General features: G+C 37.4%; 12 protein-coding genes. 5 read left to right on the top strand and 7 right to left on the bottom strand.

All coding sequences use genetic code 11. The features are described from left to right. The first annotated feature begins 29 nt into the window (after positions 1-29). Positions 30-707 carry a YceI family protein gene (locus HHL20_RS09190; RefSeq protein ID WP_169230834.1) on the top strand — a complete coding sequence of 226 codons (678 nt, stop codon included), beginning with the start codon at positions 30-32 and terminating at the stop codon, positions 705-707. Between the two features lie 304 nt (positions 708-1,011). Here HHL20_RS09190 and HHL20_RS09185 read toward each other — a convergent pair whose 3' ends face one another. From HHL20_RS09185 to HHL20_RS09160, 6 genes are all read right to left on the bottom strand, one after another. After that, on the bottom strand, positions 1,012-3,003 hold the full coding sequence (locus tag HHL20_RS09185; protein ID WP_169230833.1) for an Ig-like domain-containing protein: 1,992 nt from the start codon (positions 3,001-3,003) through the stop codon (positions 1,012-1,014). Between the two features lie 777 nt (positions 3,004-3,780). Further along, positions 3,781-4,011: a hypothetical protein gene (locus tag HHL20_RS09180; RefSeq protein ID WP_185194805.1), complete on the bottom strand. Its 231-nt coding sequence runs from the start codon at positions 4,009-4,011 to the stop codon at positions 3,781-3,783. Positions 4,012-4,314: 303 nt separating this feature from the next. Next, complete coding sequence (locus HHL20_RS09175) at positions 4,315-4,749, bottom strand: hypothetical protein (protein WP_169230832.1); 435 nt, start codon at positions 4,747-4,749, stop codon at positions 4,315-4,317. 13 nt (positions 4,750-4,762) lie between these two features. Beyond that, positions 4,763-8,158 carry a DUF6443 domain-containing protein gene (locus tag HHL20_RS09170; protein ID WP_169230831.1) on the bottom strand — a complete coding sequence of 1,132 codons (3,396 nt, stop codon included), beginning with the start codon at positions 8,156-8,158 and terminating at the stop codon, positions 4,763-4,765. Positions 8,159-8,162: 4 nt separating this feature from the next. Further along, the gene (locus tag HHL20_RS09165; protein ID WP_169230830.1) at positions 8,163-11,588 is read right to left on the bottom strand and encodes an RHS repeat domain-containing protein; all 3,426 of its coding nucleotides are present in this window, start codon (positions 11,586-11,588) and stop codon (positions 8,163-8,165) included. A 5-nt stretch (positions 11,589-11,593) separates the two neighbouring features. Then, entirely contained in the window at positions 11,594-13,189 is a 1,596-nt protein-coding gene (locus HHL20_RS09160; RefSeq protein WP_169230829.1) for a T9SS type A sorting domain-containing protein, read from the bottom strand. Positions 13,190-13,872: 683 nt separating this feature from the next. Here HHL20_RS09160 and HHL20_RS09155 point away from each other — a divergent pair. From HHL20_RS09155 to HHL20_RS09145, 3 genes are all read left to right on the top strand, one after another. Continuing rightward, positions 13,873-14,025: a helix-turn-helix domain-containing protein gene (locus tag HHL20_RS09155; protein WP_169230828.1), complete on the top strand. Its 153-nt coding sequence runs from the start codon at positions 13,873-13,875 to the stop codon at positions 14,023-14,025. Between the two features lie 229 nt (positions 14,026-14,254). Continuing rightward, a complete protein-coding gene (locus HHL20_RS09150; RefSeq protein WP_169230827.1) occupies positions 14,255-14,896 on the top strand; it encodes a DUF6266 family protein in 642 nt (213 codons plus the stop codon). Positions 14,897-15,233: 337 nt separating this feature from the next. Beyond that, positions 15,234-15,533, top strand: a complete 300-nt coding sequence (locus HHL20_RS09145) for a GIY-YIG nuclease family protein (RefSeq protein ID WP_169230826.1) — start codon at positions 15,234-15,236, stop codon at positions 15,531-15,533. Positions 15,534-16,020: 487 nt separating this feature from the next. Here the strand turns inward: HHL20_RS09145 and HHL20_RS09140 are convergent, their stop codons facing one another. Further along, positions 16,021-17,349 (bottom strand): lipase family protein, encoded by a 1,329-nt coding sequence (locus HHL20_RS09140; protein WP_169230825.1) that lies wholly within the window; start codon positions 17,347-17,349, stop codon positions 16,021-16,023. A gap of 476 nt (positions 17,350-17,825) precedes the next feature. Here HHL20_RS09140 and HHL20_RS09135 point away from each other — a divergent pair, with 476 nt between their 5' ends. After that, a complete protein-coding gene (locus tag HHL20_RS09135; RefSeq protein ID WP_169230824.1) occupies positions 17,826-18,155 on the top strand; it encodes a nucleotide pyrophosphohydrolase in 330 nt (109 codons plus the stop codon). Positions 18,156-18,169 lie beyond the last annotated feature (14 nt).

The following is an 18,169-nucleotide window of genomic DNA, read 5'->3' as shown; positions in this document are numbered from 1 at the left end:
AATAATAAACTTTTAAAACAATTGACAATATGAAAAAATTGAGTGTTATTGCATTGGTAGGAGTAGGGCTTTTTGCCGCTTCATGTACTAAGGAAAAATCTGCTGAAAATGCAGCTACGGCGCAGGAACAGACGGTAGCGGAAAGCAAAGGGGAGATGCTGGCTGTAGATACGGCAGCTTCTGTAGTAAACTGGAAGGCTTTCCATAAAGGGGGACTGGCTCCGCGCTGGGGGACTCTTCATATACAATCCGGAGATTTGAGTATTGAAGGAGGACAGCTTGCTGCCGGAAATTTTGTAATCGATATGAATTCAATCAAGGTAGATCCTGCTTCCGTGACGGAAAAGGATAAAAAACCTGCAGATCTTGAAGCGCACCTTAAAAATCCCGATTTCTTCGACACGACAAAGAATCCTACTTCGGATTTCAAAATTACAAGTGTAACGGATCTTAAGAATGCGTCTGCAGATGCTGTTGCCGGAGCCAATAAAACGGTAAGCGGAAATCTTACGTTATCAGGAAAAACAATGAATGTAACGTTCCCGGCTAAAGTTGACGTAACAGAAAATTCTGCTTCTATTCAGGCAAAGTTTACGGTAAACAGGGCAGACTGGGGAATTAAGTTCGGGACTTCCGAAGCCGATCCTGCAGAATGGATGATCAGCAAGGATATTGAGATCGCTGTGGATGTAAAAGCGAAGAAATAATTATAGGTTCATTTAATAAAATAAGAAAAGCTGCTTATAAAGCAGCTTTTCTTATTTTAAAATCCCATTGCTTCCGGCCTTTCGATAATTGCTTTTCAGAATACGATCATTTAGGATTACTTTTGTTTTTTGAAACACAATTTCCTTTGTATGTGGAATCTAAAATTTTTGAGTTCTATTAGCATTACGGTGGTACTTTATTTTATCAAGATGCGAGCTAGAGATTATGCTCAAGGTATTGACTTCTTAAATAGCCTATAAATTACTACTCACATAATATGGAAAATTAGCTTTAATTGTGTAATTATTTTTTAATGAATGTTTTTTTGAAACGCTTTCCATCATTTGTTTCAGCAATCAATACATACATGCCTGAAATCAGAGATGAAACATCAATACTATGTACATTTTTAACACTGAAAATTTTCTTCCCTGAAATTTCAAAGACCTCAATTGAGGTTATTTTTAATGCAGAACTTATGGAAACTACATTAACTGCAGGGTTAGGATAAAGTTTAAGCTCGTGGTCGGATGCTATTTCTTCTGTTCCTAAATTCGCATTTGTAAGGTTTACAACGGCTACGTTTGAGACCAATCCGTTGCCGTTTTCGACTGTATAACTAAAACTGTCGGTGCCCCACGCTGAAGCTGTAGGAGTATAGGTGACCATTCCTGCAGCATTTATAGATACAGTTCCATGCAACGGCTGTGATACAATTTTAACAATATTTGTACCGGAAAGTCCCAGATCATTTGCGAGTACATTATGTATGCTTGAACTGTTTCCATCCGCAGTAAATGTATCATTTATTGCTGTAGGCGGAATATTTGCAGGTTGCTGAACCGGGGCATTTCCAAGTTTTACTACAAAACCATCAAGCATGCCAACAGACTGATAATCGAAAATGGTCATATCTTTCAGGCTTGCCATGAATTCGCCAACCAGATACACATTTCCTGATTTATCAACCGCAATATCATTTCCTTTATCGATATTGGTTGGCCCGACATAGTCTTCGAGATCGATCTGATTTCCCGCAGGACTAAGCGCCCAGATAAAAATTTCTGAGCCATCTCTTCCCGTATAATCATTGACAATGATTCCTTCAAAAAAACCGGTCGACAAAATATTATCATTTTGATCAATGGCTAACCCGTTAATACCATCAGCAAACTCTGCTCCGAGTTTTGCAGCCCAAAGATAATTTAAATTATTATCCACTTTAAGAACAAAGGCATCGTACACAGGAACATTACCGGACTGGGTCATTTGATTAACAGATGTACCAAAGTCAAAATCTAATGTGCCTGAGAAATAGCCCGCAATAATAACATTGTTATTCCCGTCTATTTTTACTTGTGTTGATCTGGATCGATGACTTTGCACGGAGGCTGAAACTACTCCTGCATTAACAAAATTCCCATTACTGTCCAGTTTTAACAGATAGACTTGTCCCGAAGTTAAAGTAGTAATATTAAATGTTCCACCCGGGCTTGGGTCAAAATCATTAGTCCCGGAATTAGTCCCGGTAATAAAAACATTAGATGCAGAATCTACAGCAACAGATATTCCGCTATCGCCACCTATTCCCTGAGTTATTTTTCCCCAGATTAATTGCGAATCTTTATTTAATTTTAATATGAAAGTTGCCTGGCCATTTCCACTTGCCATGTTGAAAACACCGGATGTAATATCAAAATCTCCGTCTCCTGAAAATCCACCGGTTATGTAAACATTATCCTGGCTGTCGACAGCAACTCCATTTGCACTGAAAGTTGAGAGATCACTTCCTATGCTTCCAGCCCAGACTAAAATACCATTCCTGTCGAGTTTTACAATAAAAGCACCTATTTCCCCAACTGCTGCCAGCATTTTTGTGGCTGTGGGGCTGGGATCAAAATCAACGACTCCATAAAAATATCCTACCAAATAGATATTACCTGAAGAGTCGGTTGCAATAGATTTGATATGCGGTGAGTTATCAGAAGTAGGATTGGACTGAATTTTTTTTACCCATTTTAATGATCCGTCCGGTGAATATTTAGCCAATGATATAGCAGGTTGTCCGGCGCTCCCAAGATTAGTTGAAGATGCAGTTAGGTCAAAGTCTACAAGACCTATAAATTTTCCTGTAACAATAGCATCACCATATATGTCTGTGGTAACCTTGTTTGCATAATCGAATTCTGCATCACCGAAACTTCCTCCCCAGCTATAATCAGGAAGATATGCTAATTGAGAATAAACAGGAAAGGATAAAATGAAACTAAAGAAAAGAAAAGTTTTATATATCATATTAGGTTTAAGTATGCAAATATATTATAATCCTTAGCAATTTATTGTATTAATAAAATATTATTAATTTAATTTTATACCATAATTAAAATACTAATTAAAAAAATCGAAGTCATAAATTTCAAATTGAAACTAAATTTCAAAATTTATAATTAAGTAGAAAATAAACAAATAATATAAGTAAACAGTAATCCTTTTCAGTTGATTCTTCATTAGCCTATGTTATCGTGTTCTCTAACAGAAGACTCAGAAAAGTTTCATTTATCAGGGTTCGTAGTTTTACAAAGATAAAAGATATGCCTTCATTAGTTTCTCTGAAGAGACAACATATCCTAAATCAGGATTTATAATATAATACTGAACAGATAGATCAGCTTCTTGTAATACATTATAGAAAGTCAAGGCAATTTCATCGTTTGAATAACTTAAGGTTTATTTGTTACAAGGTGATTTTTATCTGAAATGAATTCATTATTAAACACTAACTTATCATTAATTTGCTGACTCATGAGTGAAGCAGACATACAGAAAAATGGTAGATTGATTATTTTAAGCCTATTCAGATTTAAAAAATATTTGATAACATTTGTGATTTTTTTGATATATAATTATATAATATTTTCAAACAGATCATTATAACTTAATTACAAACATAATTGTAAATTTACTTATTTTAAAAATTAGAATTGATAAGAAAGAGGCTGCCTTAAAAAACAGCCTCTTATTTATTATCGCTCACGGATTACAAATTCGCGAAAGCAGGTAATTTAAATTGAATTAGTCAATACTTAATCTTACATTTCCAAGATGATCGGTATAATTGTAAAAATACCTGTTTCTTAATCCATCAAAATAGCCTTCCGAAGTAGGGATGATTCTCAGCCTCATCGCATCCGTACCCGATTCAATTTCCCAACCGTAAGTAAACTTATACTGAAAGCCATCCAGGTAATCGGTTTCTAAGCCATTAAAGAACTTCTTCACTTTCAATCCGTCTGCACAGTACACATAATCTGTTATCTGGACATTTTGAGTGATCTTCTTCGGTAAATTTAAATAATTATATTGGATGGATGAAATATTTATACTTATGGTAAAATACTTACCACCAAAAAATTTAAAGACTTATTTAATAAAAATGTAGCAGCTCTATAAAAACAATAACCCTCGCAAAATGCGAGGGTTATTTGTTTATTTCTCACGCATTATAAATCCGAGAGTTCAGGGTAATATCTATTTTATTAACTATTTAAAGTTTTATTGTTAAATTAGATGAAGAAATAAGCAATTCTAATATCATTTAATTATCGCTTATCTATAGCTATGTGCTTTATTTGTAAATAAAATACTATACCTATTTCCATGTTTATTAATATAAATAAATTTATAATTATTTATATTTTCTGGTTTTAACGTAATTTTTTTCTTATTATCAATAAAAATTGAAACATCACTAAAATTATTTATAATACATGGAGCTGCAAATCCTAGTGTTGGTTTAGTCTTAATGTTGCGATTAAAGATAATTTTATTATCATTAATAATTTTCACTACATTATTAAAGTTCGATTCAAATACAATTAATGATTTTTCATCTTTATAAAGATCATATTTATCATACAATACTTTTGATATTCCTTCTATCTTGTTTGATAAACTCTCATTTTCATATAAAAAATGTATATTAGAGCAACTTGTTAAGAATAAAAAACAAATTAACAAGTAAATTTTATATATATTATTCATAATTATTTGACTATTATTTTTTTTGCTGTTCTTCTACATTATTTATAATTGTTGATCTTTGCTGTGGTGTAACAACCGTACCAATAGGATGGGCTTGAACTATATTTTTGGGATCCTTTAAAGTTTCCTTATCCAAATGTCCTAATCCAAGTTCATGTAATGTTTCATGCACTCCAGTCTGGGCAATAGTTGATCGGTCATCCTTATCAAATTCAATTTGCCCATCTTCATTCCATGAAAAATGTTCTGATTTACTTACACTTATTTGTGTTCTATTTATTTGTGTATTTCCTATTACATCAGTCATTCCAAGTGCTGTAGTTAACGCGAATTCAATATCAGATTTAGGCGCGTTATTTAAGTCAACTACATTTGTAGTATCGAATCCCATATTATAGTCCCATACTATTGTGGCTTTTTCACTTTGAGTAAAACTAAAACTAAGATTATATCCTTCAGATGTCATTCCCCCTACGATTGTATTTATTGCATTTTGCCTTTCAGATACTAAAGTTTTTAACTGATTGTTTGTTAAAGCATTGATAGTATTATTTGCCAATTTGTATGTAAGATGCAGATTGACAGTCTTTTCTTCTAAGTTTCTACTTGATACCCATTCTAACCCCTCCAACTCTCTTCCATCAATAACCCTGTTTTCAGAAAAGTTATAATGTGATTGATAAGCATATTTTTCAGATAAAGGATCAATGTTAAAAAACCTTCCTACATCAGGCATATAATTTCTCCATTTAAAACTATACCAGCCTGTTTCATTCTGTAACTCCTGCCCTTGATACTTATACTGGTACGAAGAATTTCCTGCCAGTGCATTGTATCCTTCATGTTTCAACCCGAAAGGATAATAATTGTTTTCTTCAAGAACTTCTACGTTGGTTCCATTATTAAAGTAGCTTAACCTTACATTCCCTAAATGATCAACATAATTGTAAATATACTTATTATTTTCAAAATTAAAATACCCTTCCGCAGTCGGAACAAATTTCAATGTATTTGGACTCACATTTTGGATCTCTTCATACTGGAAACCATCCAGATAATCTGTTGTTTTCTTCCTATAAACAGAGTTTTCACTGTAGCGGTATTCTTTTCTATGTTTTATTCCATCGGCCTTGTAAAAATACTGAGTATTAACATTCTGCCAAACCCCTCTGGTGTAGTAGAGCTTATCGAACTTAATATAATTCGGAAGATTCAGAATATTATAATCAATCTGAAGAATTCCTTCGTCCTGATGGCTCGTCATATTCCCATTATCATCATACCCTATCTCAATCCCTGAAACATCGGGATACCCCCTATAATCTGTGGAGGAATCGGTGACGGTCTTCAGCCTGTTGCTGTTGTTATTATTAAAATATCCATAGGTCAGATTATCAATTAATCCTGCTGTAGTATTGCCATCCAACGATGCTGTTCTTTTCAGGTTGGTGATATTGCCGTTTAAGTCGTAGGTTATTTTTTCAAAATATTCCTGAGCAGAAGGACGGTCTTCTCTTTGATAAAAGCCTGCTGATAACCTGTTAAGCTTATCATACACGTAACCGTATCTTCTTAAATAATCCCCTGATGTGGTATTGCTACGCCAATCTACTTCAGCAATATTACCATTATATTTAGGCAATACTTTTAAATTCGTATCAAACGGATCGGGAGTCTGTTGTCCCTCTACTTGGTTATATTTAATCTCATATCCGAATAACTTTCCATTAAGGTTTTTGGGATCATTAATTTTGGTCATCCACCCCCGGATATTGTATTTGTAACTGACATCCTGCAACGGAGCGGAAGGAGATATTCCCCCAACTTTTTTTCCGGAAAGCTGGGAAAGCTCATTATACGTATTCTGCGCTAAATATTCCACAGGGTTGCTGTCTACCTGATGGGTATGAGTCAATAATCTGTTTTGCGTATCATACGTAAAGTTTTCGGTAATCACTTTATCGGTATCCGTATTCAGTCTTTTGTGGCGGGTGATGCTCTGCTGAACAGCTCCTGCAAAATCCAGTTTGGATTCTGTCTGGGTACGCCCGCCTAAATGATTGATCGAATAACTTCCGATGGCTCTTCCTTTTTTGTCGTAGTAGGTGTAATTTTTCGTCCAGTTATCATCCTCAATGTTTTTCACCAAACTCATCACCGGAAGGCTCTTTGTGCTCAAGCCTTCCGCAGTAGGAGTTTCGGTGAGGGTGGGTTCTCCTAAAATATTTGTCGGGAAAGATGGGTTAAAGCTGTATCCCGGGTAAGAATCATAATAATTAACAGACAAAAGGGTATAATTATACTGCGGATAGGCTGAATTGGTGGTATAATACACATCCATCCCCGTATTATTAAAACTGGAAGTAGTCCTTACTTCATTATTAGATCCCAATCCTTCTACAGCAGCCACCTGCTGGGCTCTGCCCGGAGGGCTATACACCAAACCTGTGTAAATAGGCCGTGAAAACTGGTCGTATTTTGTAAAAAGCCATTTTCCCTGCGCTTCGAGGTTAGCATCACGGGTGAGGACCAGCCTGTCCTGCTTATCATACACCATATATTCCCAGCTTTTGCCCGGAAGCTTCTTTTCTACCAATCGGTTCCTCCCATCGTAACGGTATTGGTAATAGAGATTTTCTACCGTAGTGCTTTCAACAGTAGGAGCTGATGCTAAAGGAGGAATGACAAAAGCCAGCTGGTTATATTCATTATACACATAATACGTGTCGGCATTTTCTGTAGGGCTTATTACTTTTCTTACCAGAATCGTCTGACCCTCTCCGTTTTTGAATTCGATGGTTTTGTTGCCATCCTCGTCAGTAACCGTATTCTTGTACAGCTGATTGGGTAAAAAATACTGCAGGAGCTGAACAGAGGTCTGCGTTCTGCCTTCAATCCAGGTGGTAGAAGTTTCATACTTCCTCACATAATCCCCCTGGATATTAGCATCATACCCGAACTGTACGGGTTTGTTGCTCCAATCATTACCCACCTGTTTCTGCTGTAAGATCCTGTCTAAAGGTGAACTTTCCAGAATTTTCTCCGAAAAGATTTTCTCCGGACCGTAAAGCGTTGGCTGGGTGGCATTGCTCAGCGGAGAGGTGTAAATGCCTCCATTCTGTGTTCCCTGCTGGGGAACCGGGAGATAATCTTTCACCTGTCTTCCGAAACCATCGTATTCGATATGGGTTACCACATCTTTCCCTTGTGGGGAAGCTTTTACATTCACCACCTGCTTGGGTCTTCCCAAACCGTCAAAGTACTGAACGGTTTCTGAAGTTTTGGCAGCGGTGGTTCCGTTATAATCTAAATAGGTTTTTGTATAGACGTAGTTTTCCGTATTGTTCAGCTGGGCATGGGATACACCTGACACCAGCAAAGCGCCAATTGGAATTAATATCTTTTTCATCGTTTTAGTTTTTGTAGTTGTACTTGAATTCTTTTAACAGTTTGCCGGTGGCAGAATTTTCTCTGATTTCTTTCAATCTGTTGGCAGCATCATAAATGTACACTTCCCTGATTCCCGATGGCGGGGTAATGCTGGTAACTCCAATTAGTGGATCATAGGTATAAGTGGTTACCTGATAATTTGCCATGTTAGAATTTTTTCTGAAATCATCCAGCGCTGTGATCAATGCCGGCTCATTCAATGGATTGGAAGCGTCCAGGTCGGAAGCATTTACAATACTGCTGATAAGAGACTGCTGGATATCGGATAGTTTAGCTCCTGTTATCTTGGCAATCGGTTGGGTTTGATTATAGCCCCAGATAATAACTGTTGAAATACCATCTTTTGTCGTGTACTGCTGAAGATTGCCATTGGTGTCATATTGATCGTAAGTAACTTCCGTAGAAGCTGTACTCTGCAAATCATAGGAAACCACCGAGCTTGGAAATAGATTGGCTGCATTGTCATACTTGGTTTCGGTTCTGGAAATGGTTTTTCCCTGATCAGAAGCATTCTGCTTTTTTATTACTGCCGTTTCCAAAGGGATACCAATCATATTGGCATTGATCAGCTTTTGGTTGTTCTTCTCGTGGGCGTATTGATAGGTAGTTTCTGTAATGCTATTATCTGGGGATGCCATTGTTTTCTTAGTAAGATAATCGCGGGTGTTATAGGTACTTTGTGTAATTGTCTCAAAACTGTTGTTTCCAAAAAACTCAATTTCTGTGTTTTTCTTTACTCCGCTAAAACCATATTTAACCAAGGAATTCATTGTAATTAATGAGGATAATGGATTACTTCCACAATCAGAAGATGGGTAGGGTTGGCTGTTAAGATTAGCCATGTACGTATTATAAGAACTAACTCTGGAAGACCAAGGACCGTTTTGTAGATAACAACCTCCGTTATTATCAAATACTTTACTATTAAGGGTCGCCGTAAAATCTTTTATCTCAAAATCGTTATCGGTGCTTTTTAATAAAGTGTTATTAGCGCTGTAGATTTTATTATTTTTTGGTAAACCAATTTTGTAATCCTGATTATGAAACTTATATGTTGGATAGAAAAGATCATCATAAGTTATATCCGTATAATCTGAATATCCAGAGAACATATTTTCAATCTTTCCTTTATCATCGCTCACCTTAACATATTTATAGTTAACATAACTGCCCTTTATGGCATTAACAGATGAGTATCCCAGATCATTAGCGCTTAAATATTGCGTGGTGACAGGTACAATACCATATCCCGATAAACTTTGTCCTACAACCTGAGACCACTTATAATTCTGAAGTTTTGTAAAAACCGGAGTATTGATAATTTCTCCACTGGATTGTTTGGAATTAGAAGGATTACTGTAATCAAAGTTTTTCAAATAACTACTATTTCCATCCGCCACTTTGATCTGCTTTATTCTTAATCCTCCACCGTATAAATATTGAATATTATCTTTTAGCTCATAATAATAAACATCCAGATTATAGGTAACCGGGTTGTATTGCAAATTGTTAATGTGATGGTATGAAACTCTATAATATCCATTACTATATAACTCAACACTATTGCTGGTTGAGCTATTTAGATTTATATAGGTTTTTGCTCTTGAAGGATCTTCCGGGGCATTATCAATCTGGCTCTGAAAAACCATCAGCGGATGTGCGGGATCAGCAGTTAGTATAATTGGAGTTAATTGAACAAAAATTTCAGAGACATCCGCAATATTCTGATATTGTGAAGCAGAATAATTGATATTTATCTTTTGAAAATCTTTCACATAAATAAGAGCATTTTCTACAGGCATTCCATTACTTGTATTAGTTCCATTCAAAATAGTTTTTGAAATATGGTAACTTTTTGATTCTCTATTTTCGCTCACATCATATTTTAGATTAGGATTAACCAACTCTTTAGAATAGGTGTTAGATTCAAAGGTAAATTCCTTAGTTCCTCCCGTCGGGAGAATAACTTTTTTCAATACTCCCGTAAGAACAAAATTTTTATCCGCCCATTTATTTTCCGTAATAATATTTTTGCCTTCAACAATTAAGTTTGTATTTGGTTTATTATTAAAATATCCCCAATAATCATAATTATCTACAGTTACGGATGGAAGCATCTCCGGCGATTCATATTCATAGGAGTACTTATACATCTGTGCATTGTTTTTATCTTTGATAAAGAGATTTTTAAGGAATCTTCTTCCGTTACTTGTTGTAAGAAAATCAAATTCTACTTTTTTGATGGTATTGCCCTCCGTATTTTTCACTAAAATGGATTCCATTTTATTATTAGCAATATTAAAATCTATAGTTCCTTTATTTGTAATATTGATTTTGGTTAAAACAAGTCCTGCTGAGTTCTGAATTACGGTAGACGAATAACGCGGAAGTAAACTTCTATGATTACAAAAAAGAGGACCACAGGTTTGAGCGGCATCAGCATCTTCAGGTAAAGGTTGTTCGTCTTGCCCCAGATCAGCAATATAAAGATTATCCATTCTTAGATTAATCTCTTCTGATTTGGTAGGAGGAGGTACTTCCGTATATGCATTATATACAAATTCACACAAAACCGAATTGTTATATTTTTTTATCTCACTTAAATACCACATGGTATACGGCGGAGGTAACAAAGTGCTTTCCATCGGACTATAAGAAAGGCATTGATGCATCTGCTCATAGTTTAAGGATCTTGTTGTTATCCTTCCATCAATAATTTTCTTATCAAAAACATAAATATATCCATAATCATCTGTTATGCTAAATTTGGAAATTCTGTTTTGGTCATTTGAGTCCCTTTCGTAAGATATTTTATAATTCCCGCCTCTTCCGATATATTCTCCGCTGCCGTTTTTATTCAATTTAAAACTTCCTGAATGATTTAAAAAGTTAAAATGAAAAAGATCATACTCTACATCTTCTTTTCCGTATTTGGAATCATAAAGATATTTTGCTGTTTCACTATGTGATGCTCCATATTGTGCAAGTGCGTTCTCAAAACCATTATCCAAAATACCATACATAGGCTTATCATCGGGTAAACCATTGATCTCTCTTGTGATTGCACCTGCAGCATTGATATTCCACCCTTGTCCTACCAAGCCAGAAAGCTCTTTTACTCTAATGCCGGATGGATGATATTTTAAGCTGAGATCAATATTGATATGGGCATCTACATTTACAGAATAAATATTTTCCGATATATCCGGGATGCCTGTACTTAAGTCAACAGGATTAATATCAAATTTTAAAAGAGAATAAGCTTCAGGCGCTAGTGGAAGTGAAACAGGTTTGATCTCACTCGTAATTGGATTACTTCCAGACATTTGTCCTTGCATAGTAAAGAATCCATTAAATAGTAGAGAAATTAATATTACTTGTTTTTTCATGATGTTTACTTCTTAATCAATTTAGCACTCGCTGTTTTATTATCATTCGTTTTCACCGTTACCAGATACGCCCCCTGAATAAGGTTCTGCGTATTGATCTTGGTTACTTTATTTTTTGTTTTTAAGCTCTGAAGCTGTCTTCCTCCCATATCATATACAATAATCTCTGCTTCAAACCCCTGTCCTGAGCCTGTCGAAGGAGTGGTCCCTGAGCTTGTCGAAGGGAAGCCGATTTCTACATATGTATACTCACTCACCGGATTCGGGTAAATCTTAATATCCTGCTTTTCGATCAGCTGGTCAATCTGTCTGTCGCCCAGCTTGACAATCTTCCAGTTCTCTTTCCCCAATTCCTCTGCGCTGGTTCCCGCTAGAATTATGGATCCGTCTCTGTTGAGCTTAATATCAGAAAGTCGCTCCTCTCTTTTCTTGGATTCTCCTTTCACATATTTTCTCCACTGTTCTTCTCCCTTTTCATTCAGATACAACATCCAGAACGTTTCATCATCACTTTCTATCCGTCCTTCAGCCTGGGTATATCCGCCCAGTAAAATGCCTTTTGATGATTTATCATCTGAAGCATGCAGCACGCTCATTCCCATCAGCACATCCCGGTTCCTGAAGTTGTAGGATTTCTGCCAGATTTCTTCGCCTCTTTCGTTTAAAGAAATCAGCCACAGGTCCGTTCCTTCTTCAATACCCACGGTTTTATTTCCGGATCTTTCCGATCTTGATTCACCGCCAACTAAGTATCCTGTGGAAGTCAAAGCCAATGTTCTTACATGGTCATCACCTTTTCCTCCGAAATTCTTTTCCCATTCTACTTTGCCGTCTTTAGAAAGTTTAACAATCCAGTAATCACCCTCACCGAAGTTTTCTGTCTTCTTAGATCCTCCAGCATTGCTTCTTGAATAGATTCCAAGCAATGCTCCGCCATCTTTCGTGGGAATCATCTTCTCTACTTCATCCAATCCTTTTCCGCCTAAAATTAATTGTGATAGTTCTTTTCCGTTTTTATCCAGTTTTGCAATCAGAACATCTTTCGATCCGTAACCTTTTTCAGAATTTTGAATATTCCCTGCCACAAAGAATCCCATATCGGTCGTCTGGATCACCGCTCTGGCTTCTTCATCAGAATTGCTTCCGATTGTTTTCTGCCACAATTCATCCCCGAATTCATTGATCCGGATCAGCCAGATGTCCGATCCGCCCTTGGACTCTTCTTTTTTATCCAACCCCTTACTGCTGAATGAAGTTCCTGAAATAAGGAACCCGCCGTCCTGCGTATTCACGGTAGCCGATAAGAAATCGTGGTTTTGTCCTGAGAAATACTTTTCCCAAACCTCTTCTCCCTGTTGGTTGAGTTTGATCAGATGGAAATCGTAACCGTTATTCGGCTGCTGGCTTTCGGCTGCGGACCCTGAGCCTGTCGAAGGGTGGATAGAACTGCCTGTTATCAAATATTGCTGGTCAATGGTAGTGGTAACCTGGGAAAGAAAATCCTGCGTGGAGGATTTGATGTCTTTCTGCCAGACTACTTCCTGGGCGGAAATGCTCAGGAATGTGCATGCAATCAGTGCACTGGAATAGAGTCTTTTCATACGTAGTGTTAATGGTTAAGCTGTTGTTGTTGAAATGAAAAAGTGTTTATTAAGAACTGAGAAATTTTGTTCTTAAAAAGATTCGGAGCAATACTAGATGATGATCCGATAAGAATAGGTTTATCATGGTTTTATTGTTTTTATTAATGATTGGATGTTAAGAGGATGATTCCGTTTGCAGCAAAATTAAATCCCATACACGACAAAAGGTGTCGTATTATTAAAGATGATTTTTTTTGTTTCCGGGTTGGAATCTTTCTTAAAAATCCGGGGCGAAATTAGAAAAAATATGTCACCGGACAAAGGAAATGAAATGAATTTAATATGATGAAAAAAATACCCGTATAAGACTTAAAAAAAATTATTAATTTATTTTCATAACAGCCTGGTGTTCGTAATGTATAAAAACGTTTTTAAAGAAAATTATACACGTATAAAAAGTATTGGATTTAAAATAAAAATAATGAAATTTTACAGGCCGGATGCCGGTTACAACAATGCCACAATAAAATTAAATCTCTGACGTTTGAGCTAAAAAAGCCCATTTTATTTTAATGTAAAGAAGAACACAATATGAAAAACCAATCACAACCTCCGTTGCCAAAAGATCAGCTAATGAAGGCTATACTGGAAATTTTTCCGAAATCCTTGCACATCTTAAAAAATCAAAAGAAAATGAAGTGATGTACTATGACAGTGCTTATGTCAAAAGACTTCTGAATATCAGCGACAGCACATTATTTAGGATAAGGAAATCCCAGAAAATTCCTCATATCAGGATCGGACGGAAGATATTTTACCCGAAATCTTTTTTTAACACTACCCTCAGAAAATGAGGGTATTTTTTTTCAAAAATTAACTTATATGGTCTGATGGTGTACAATGGTGTCGCATATGGTTTTGCAATCCTTGTATATTGCTTCGGGAACTGTTCCCGAAGAAATGAACAGCTAAACCGTGCAAAAATAAGCATTTCCCTTCAAAACCGGTCACGCTTTTCATCACAGGTTGATATATGAAGTTTCCGTTATATCTTCGTTCCGTTAACCTTTAAAATAATTTAAAATGGCAAGAATAACAAAAGGAATCCTTGGCGGATTTTCAGGAAAAGTAGGAACTATTGTAGGAGCAAACTGGCGCGGACAGGACATCATCAGAAGTACTCCGAAACCAAGCAGCAGGCCTCCCAGTGAAAAACAGCAGATTCAGCAGGCTAAATTTAAGCTGGTCATCGGTTTCCTGCAGCCGCTAAAAAATATCCAGACCCGGTATTTCGGATCGGGGAGCGGATCAAAATCAAGGGTAAATATGGCTGTATCGTATACCATTAGTGAAGCTATACAGATGACGGACGATATTCCTGAACTGGTATACAATAAAGTACTGATTACGAAAGGGGATCTTACCGGTTTTCAGAATGTGGCTGCTGTGACGCAGACTGGCAATATCATCAGGCTTACCTGGGAAAATAATTTCGCACAGGGCAATGCTTCAGAAAATGACCCTGTAAATGTTGTCTGCTACTGTGAAGAGCTCGACCGCTTTGAAATTTTTGAATCGGTAGCCTTACGTGCTGCTCTTACGGCAGACATCACGCTTCCCGCTATCTATACCGGAAAAGAAATTCAGGTCTGGAGCTATTTTCATAATTCTGAAGAGACCCAGGCTTCCAGTAGCATCCATCTGGGCAGTTTAACGTTGATTTAGCGCTAATCTCCACCTCAAGGTGGAGATTTTTTATGTGGCTTCTAGAGCCTCCTTTAGATTTGAGGTATTACTATTATCTCAACATTGAAGAGAACGATGCCTGAGGTTCTGTAGGAGGGGTGGCTTCGAGTGCCTCAGCCACCTTTGGAGTGTTAATGTTACCTAAGAATTGTACAGAACGATGCCTAAGGTTCTGTAGGAGAGGTGGCTTCGAGTGCCTCAGCCACCTTGAAGTATTGCTGTTATCTAAGAATTGTACAGAAACGACGTCTGAGGCTCTCTAAGGCAGAGTATAATGTCAAAAGTTTTATCTTTGGATATACAAAAAACACAAATTATGAAAGGATGGATGTATATTCTTCTCTGTTCCGACGGCAGCTATTATACCGGCAGCACAAATGATCTTCACCGCAGGATCATGCAGCACCAAACAGGGCAAGGTGCTAACCATACCAAAAAGAGACTCCCGGTAGAACTGGTTTATTACGAAGAATATGACCGGATCGATCTTGCTTTCTATCGCGAAAAACAGATTCAGGGATGGAACAGGAAAAAGAAAGAAGCGCTGATTAACGGTACTCCGGAACTTCTTCCCCCATTAGCCATTGCTTACAAAGATCTTACGGATGAAAGGTAAGTGGCTTCGAGAGCCTCAGCCACCCTGAAGTATTGCTGTTATCTAAGAATTGTACAGAAACGATGCCTGAGGCTCTCGAAGGCAGAGTGCCATCGATACCTCAACCACCTTTGATATATTAAAATTGTACAGGAACGATGCCTGAGGTTCTGTAGGAGAGGTGGCTTCGAGTGCCTCAGCCACCTTTAATACATTGTTGTTACCTAAAATTGTACAGAAACGACGCCTGAGGTTCTCGAAGGCAGAGTGCCATCAATAGCTCAGCCACCTTTGAAGTATTACTCTTATCTAATAATTTTACAGAAACGATGCCTGAGGTCTGTAGGAGAGGTGGCTTCGAGAGCCTCAGCCACCTTTGAAGTGTTAATGTTATCTAGGAATTGTACAGGAACGATGCCTGGCTCTCGAAGGCATCGTTACCAAAAGCAAAACCACCCGTTACAGCAAATCCGTAACAGGTGGTTTATATGAAATCAATATATCGGCGTTATTTTTCTTCTTTCACTACGTATTTCATGTCTGATAAGGCATGTTTGGAAATCCAGCCAATGATCTGGGAAATGATTCTTGCGATCATTTCGGCTTCGGTTACGGGAGAAATGCCCGGAACTATTCCGGTGTAGGATGATGGTGGCAAAGGCTGCGGAAGGATCAGTCCGGTAACTTCAGGATTTGAACCGTTGGCCGGAATACCGGAATACATTTCAACATGCTGGATGAACAGCTGTTCTACAAAATCCTGTATTGATTTTGGAGGAACATTAATTGCGGAGGTTCCCATTGAATGCTGAAGCGTTCCGGGCAGCGAACTGTTTTGAATCCGGGTATAAACGGCACCCGACTTTGTAGAGTCTACGATTGCATACGTCTGAAGTGCCAGCAATGAGGCTTCAGTCCAGAAATTGGGTGATGGTCCGTAAAGATCGGCTATCTGTTGCAAATCCTGTTTCTGCCAGGCGTGAGGTACGACATCCAGGTCATTCCAGTGCATCGTATTCCAGCTTTGGTAAGGAAGCGATTGCTTTTCCCAGCCGGATGGCAATGCGGGAAATGTAGTATTGAAAAGGTTGGCAAAATTGGTTTCTCCCGGAGTGGCTCCCGCAGTAGGATACACCAGCGTAAGATTAAAAGCCTCCAGTTTTTTCTGTTCCGTAAGATACAGCGCCAAAGTAGGAGAGAGGGCTCCCGCAAGACTGTGGCCGCAGAAAATTACAGCAGTATTTTCGGAAAGCTGCACACTGCTTAAGAATTGCTCAAGTGTGGTTCCCGGAGCTGCGGCAGTTTCTACAGTCGTAAGTCCCAGAAGATTGCTGATTCCGGTAGCGGTTCCGAGTGAAATATAGGGATCGGTACCGTTGTAATCGGATGGACTGAAACTGGATGGATTGTAGGTACTCCAATTGACCACCTGTGAAACGGAAAAATCTTCAGATTCCCAGTCGTATAAGGAATCGGGGTTGGTGGCGGCAATGGCTACGACGTAGGTTGGCATTACAGGTCCGCCCGGAAAAGCCACGGCATCACACTGCGCTACAAATACGGCATTATCGGAAACATCATCGTTGTTTTCCTGCAACAGGGCAGGTCCCCAAACCAGGTTCCAGCTGCCCAATACCGGGGTAACCGAAGCATCGGCGGTAGAAGGACCGGTCTGTCCCAGAATGGTTACTGGCGGAACATTATTCAGGTAGAAAGAAAGATCGTACTGCAGCTGTTGCTGTAATTCACTCGCGGTACCTTTGTACCCTGAGGAACGGCCCACAAGGCAGGCCATCCCGAATATCTGCTGATAAGCATCTAATGTTGGATTTGTCATGATATTTTTGTTTTTGGTTGTTTGTTTTTTGTTAGTGAATGCTGATTATTATTCATTTAAAATAACAGAGTAAAGTTCGGGACAAATTGTGATTTGCGAATCCGTGAAAATGACCAAATTGAGGGGTAAGTGTTTGTACGGAATGTGGTTTTATAATTGTATATCACGGCAGTAATGTTGGATAAATCATAATATCTTTACGGTTTTCCTTAAACTGAAATTGTTTTTTTATTTATATTTGAAAAAAAAACTTTTACCATGAAAATTGTTCTTACCGAGCAGAATGCGTTGCTGCAATTCTATAATTCAATTTTTACGAAATATTAACTTAATGTAGATCTTCAATGCATAATTTACTATTCTATTGATTGCAAATAGTACTGTAAATACTTTAAAGAGTGAAAAGCTATTAATATCTTTGATCATATTAAGGGAGTTTAGTTTTAATAGTCTAAACTTTGATAAAGTTAGAAATTATGGAAAATATGACCACGCTTATAAACGAAATAATAAAATTCAGGAATGAAAGGGATTGGGAACAATTTCATAACTCGAAAGATCTGGCTGTTGCCTTATCTGTTGAGGCTTCAGAACTTTTAGAATTATTTTTATGGAAAGAAAATGAAGATTTTAACATTGATAAGCTTAAAGAAGAATTAGCTGATGTTCTGATGTATGCCTTACTTTTAGCCAATAAGCATGACTTAGATATTCACGAAATTATTTTAGATAAAATTAGAAAAAATGCAGAAAAATATCCGGTTGATAAATCAAGAGGTAATGCAACAAAATATAATGAATTGTAGAATTAATATTAATT

Origin of the sequence: Chryseobacterium cheonjiense, from assembly GCF_012927265.1 — a bacterium.
Classification (GTDB): Bacteria; Bacteroidota; Bacteroidia; order Flavobacteriales; family Weeksellaceae; genus Chryseobacterium; species Chryseobacterium cheonjiense.
Note: the sequence above shows the minus strand (reverse complement) of the source record. Positions and strands in the feature narration are given on the sequence as shown.

What these genes read in the sequence shown, in the direction of transcription:
- HHL20_RS09185 (WP_169230833.1), bottom strand. Translation starts at nt 3,003, where the DNA reads ATGATATATAAAACTTTTCTTTTCTTTAGTTTCATTTTATCCTTTCCT.
- HHL20_RS09170 (WP_169230831.1), bottom strand. Translation starts at nt 8,158, where the DNA reads ATGAAAAAGATATTAATTCCAATTGGCGCTTTGCTGGTGTCAGGTGTA.
- HHL20_RS09155 (WP_169230828.1), top strand. Translation starts at nt 13,873, where the DNA reads ATGTACTATGACAGTGCTTATGTCAAAAGACTTCTGAATATCAGCGAC.
- HHL20_RS09150 (WP_169230827.1), top strand. Translation starts at nt 14,255, where the DNA reads ATGGCAAGAATAACAAAAGGAATCCTTGGCGGATTTTCAGGAAAAGTA.
- HHL20_RS09190 (WP_169230834.1), top strand. Translation starts at nt 30, where the DNA reads ATGAAAAAATTGAGTGTTATTGCATTGGTAGGAGTAGGGCTTTTTGCC.
- HHL20_RS09160 (WP_169230829.1), bottom strand. Translation starts at nt 13,189, where the DNA reads ATGAAAAGACTCTATTCCAGTGCACTGATTGCATGCACATTCCTGAGC.
- HHL20_RS09175 (WP_169230832.1), bottom strand. Translation starts at nt 4,749, where the DNA reads ATGAATAATATATATAAAATTTACTTGTTAATTTGTTTTTTATTCTTA.
- HHL20_RS09145 (WP_169230826.1), top strand. Translation starts at nt 15,234, where the DNA reads ATGAAAGGATGGATGTATATTCTTCTCTGTTCCGACGGCAGCTATTAT.
- HHL20_RS09135 (WP_169230824.1), top strand. Translation starts at nt 17,826, where the DNA reads ATGGAAAATATGACCACGCTTATAAACGAAATAATAAAATTCAGGAAT.
- HHL20_RS09165 (WP_169230830.1), bottom strand. Translation starts at nt 11,588, where the DNA reads ATGAAAAAACAAGTAATATTAATTTCTCTACTATTTAATGGATTCTTT.
- HHL20_RS09140 (WP_169230825.1), bottom strand. Translation starts at nt 17,349, where the DNA reads ATGACAAATCCAACATTAGATGCTTATCAGCAGATATTCGGGATGGCC.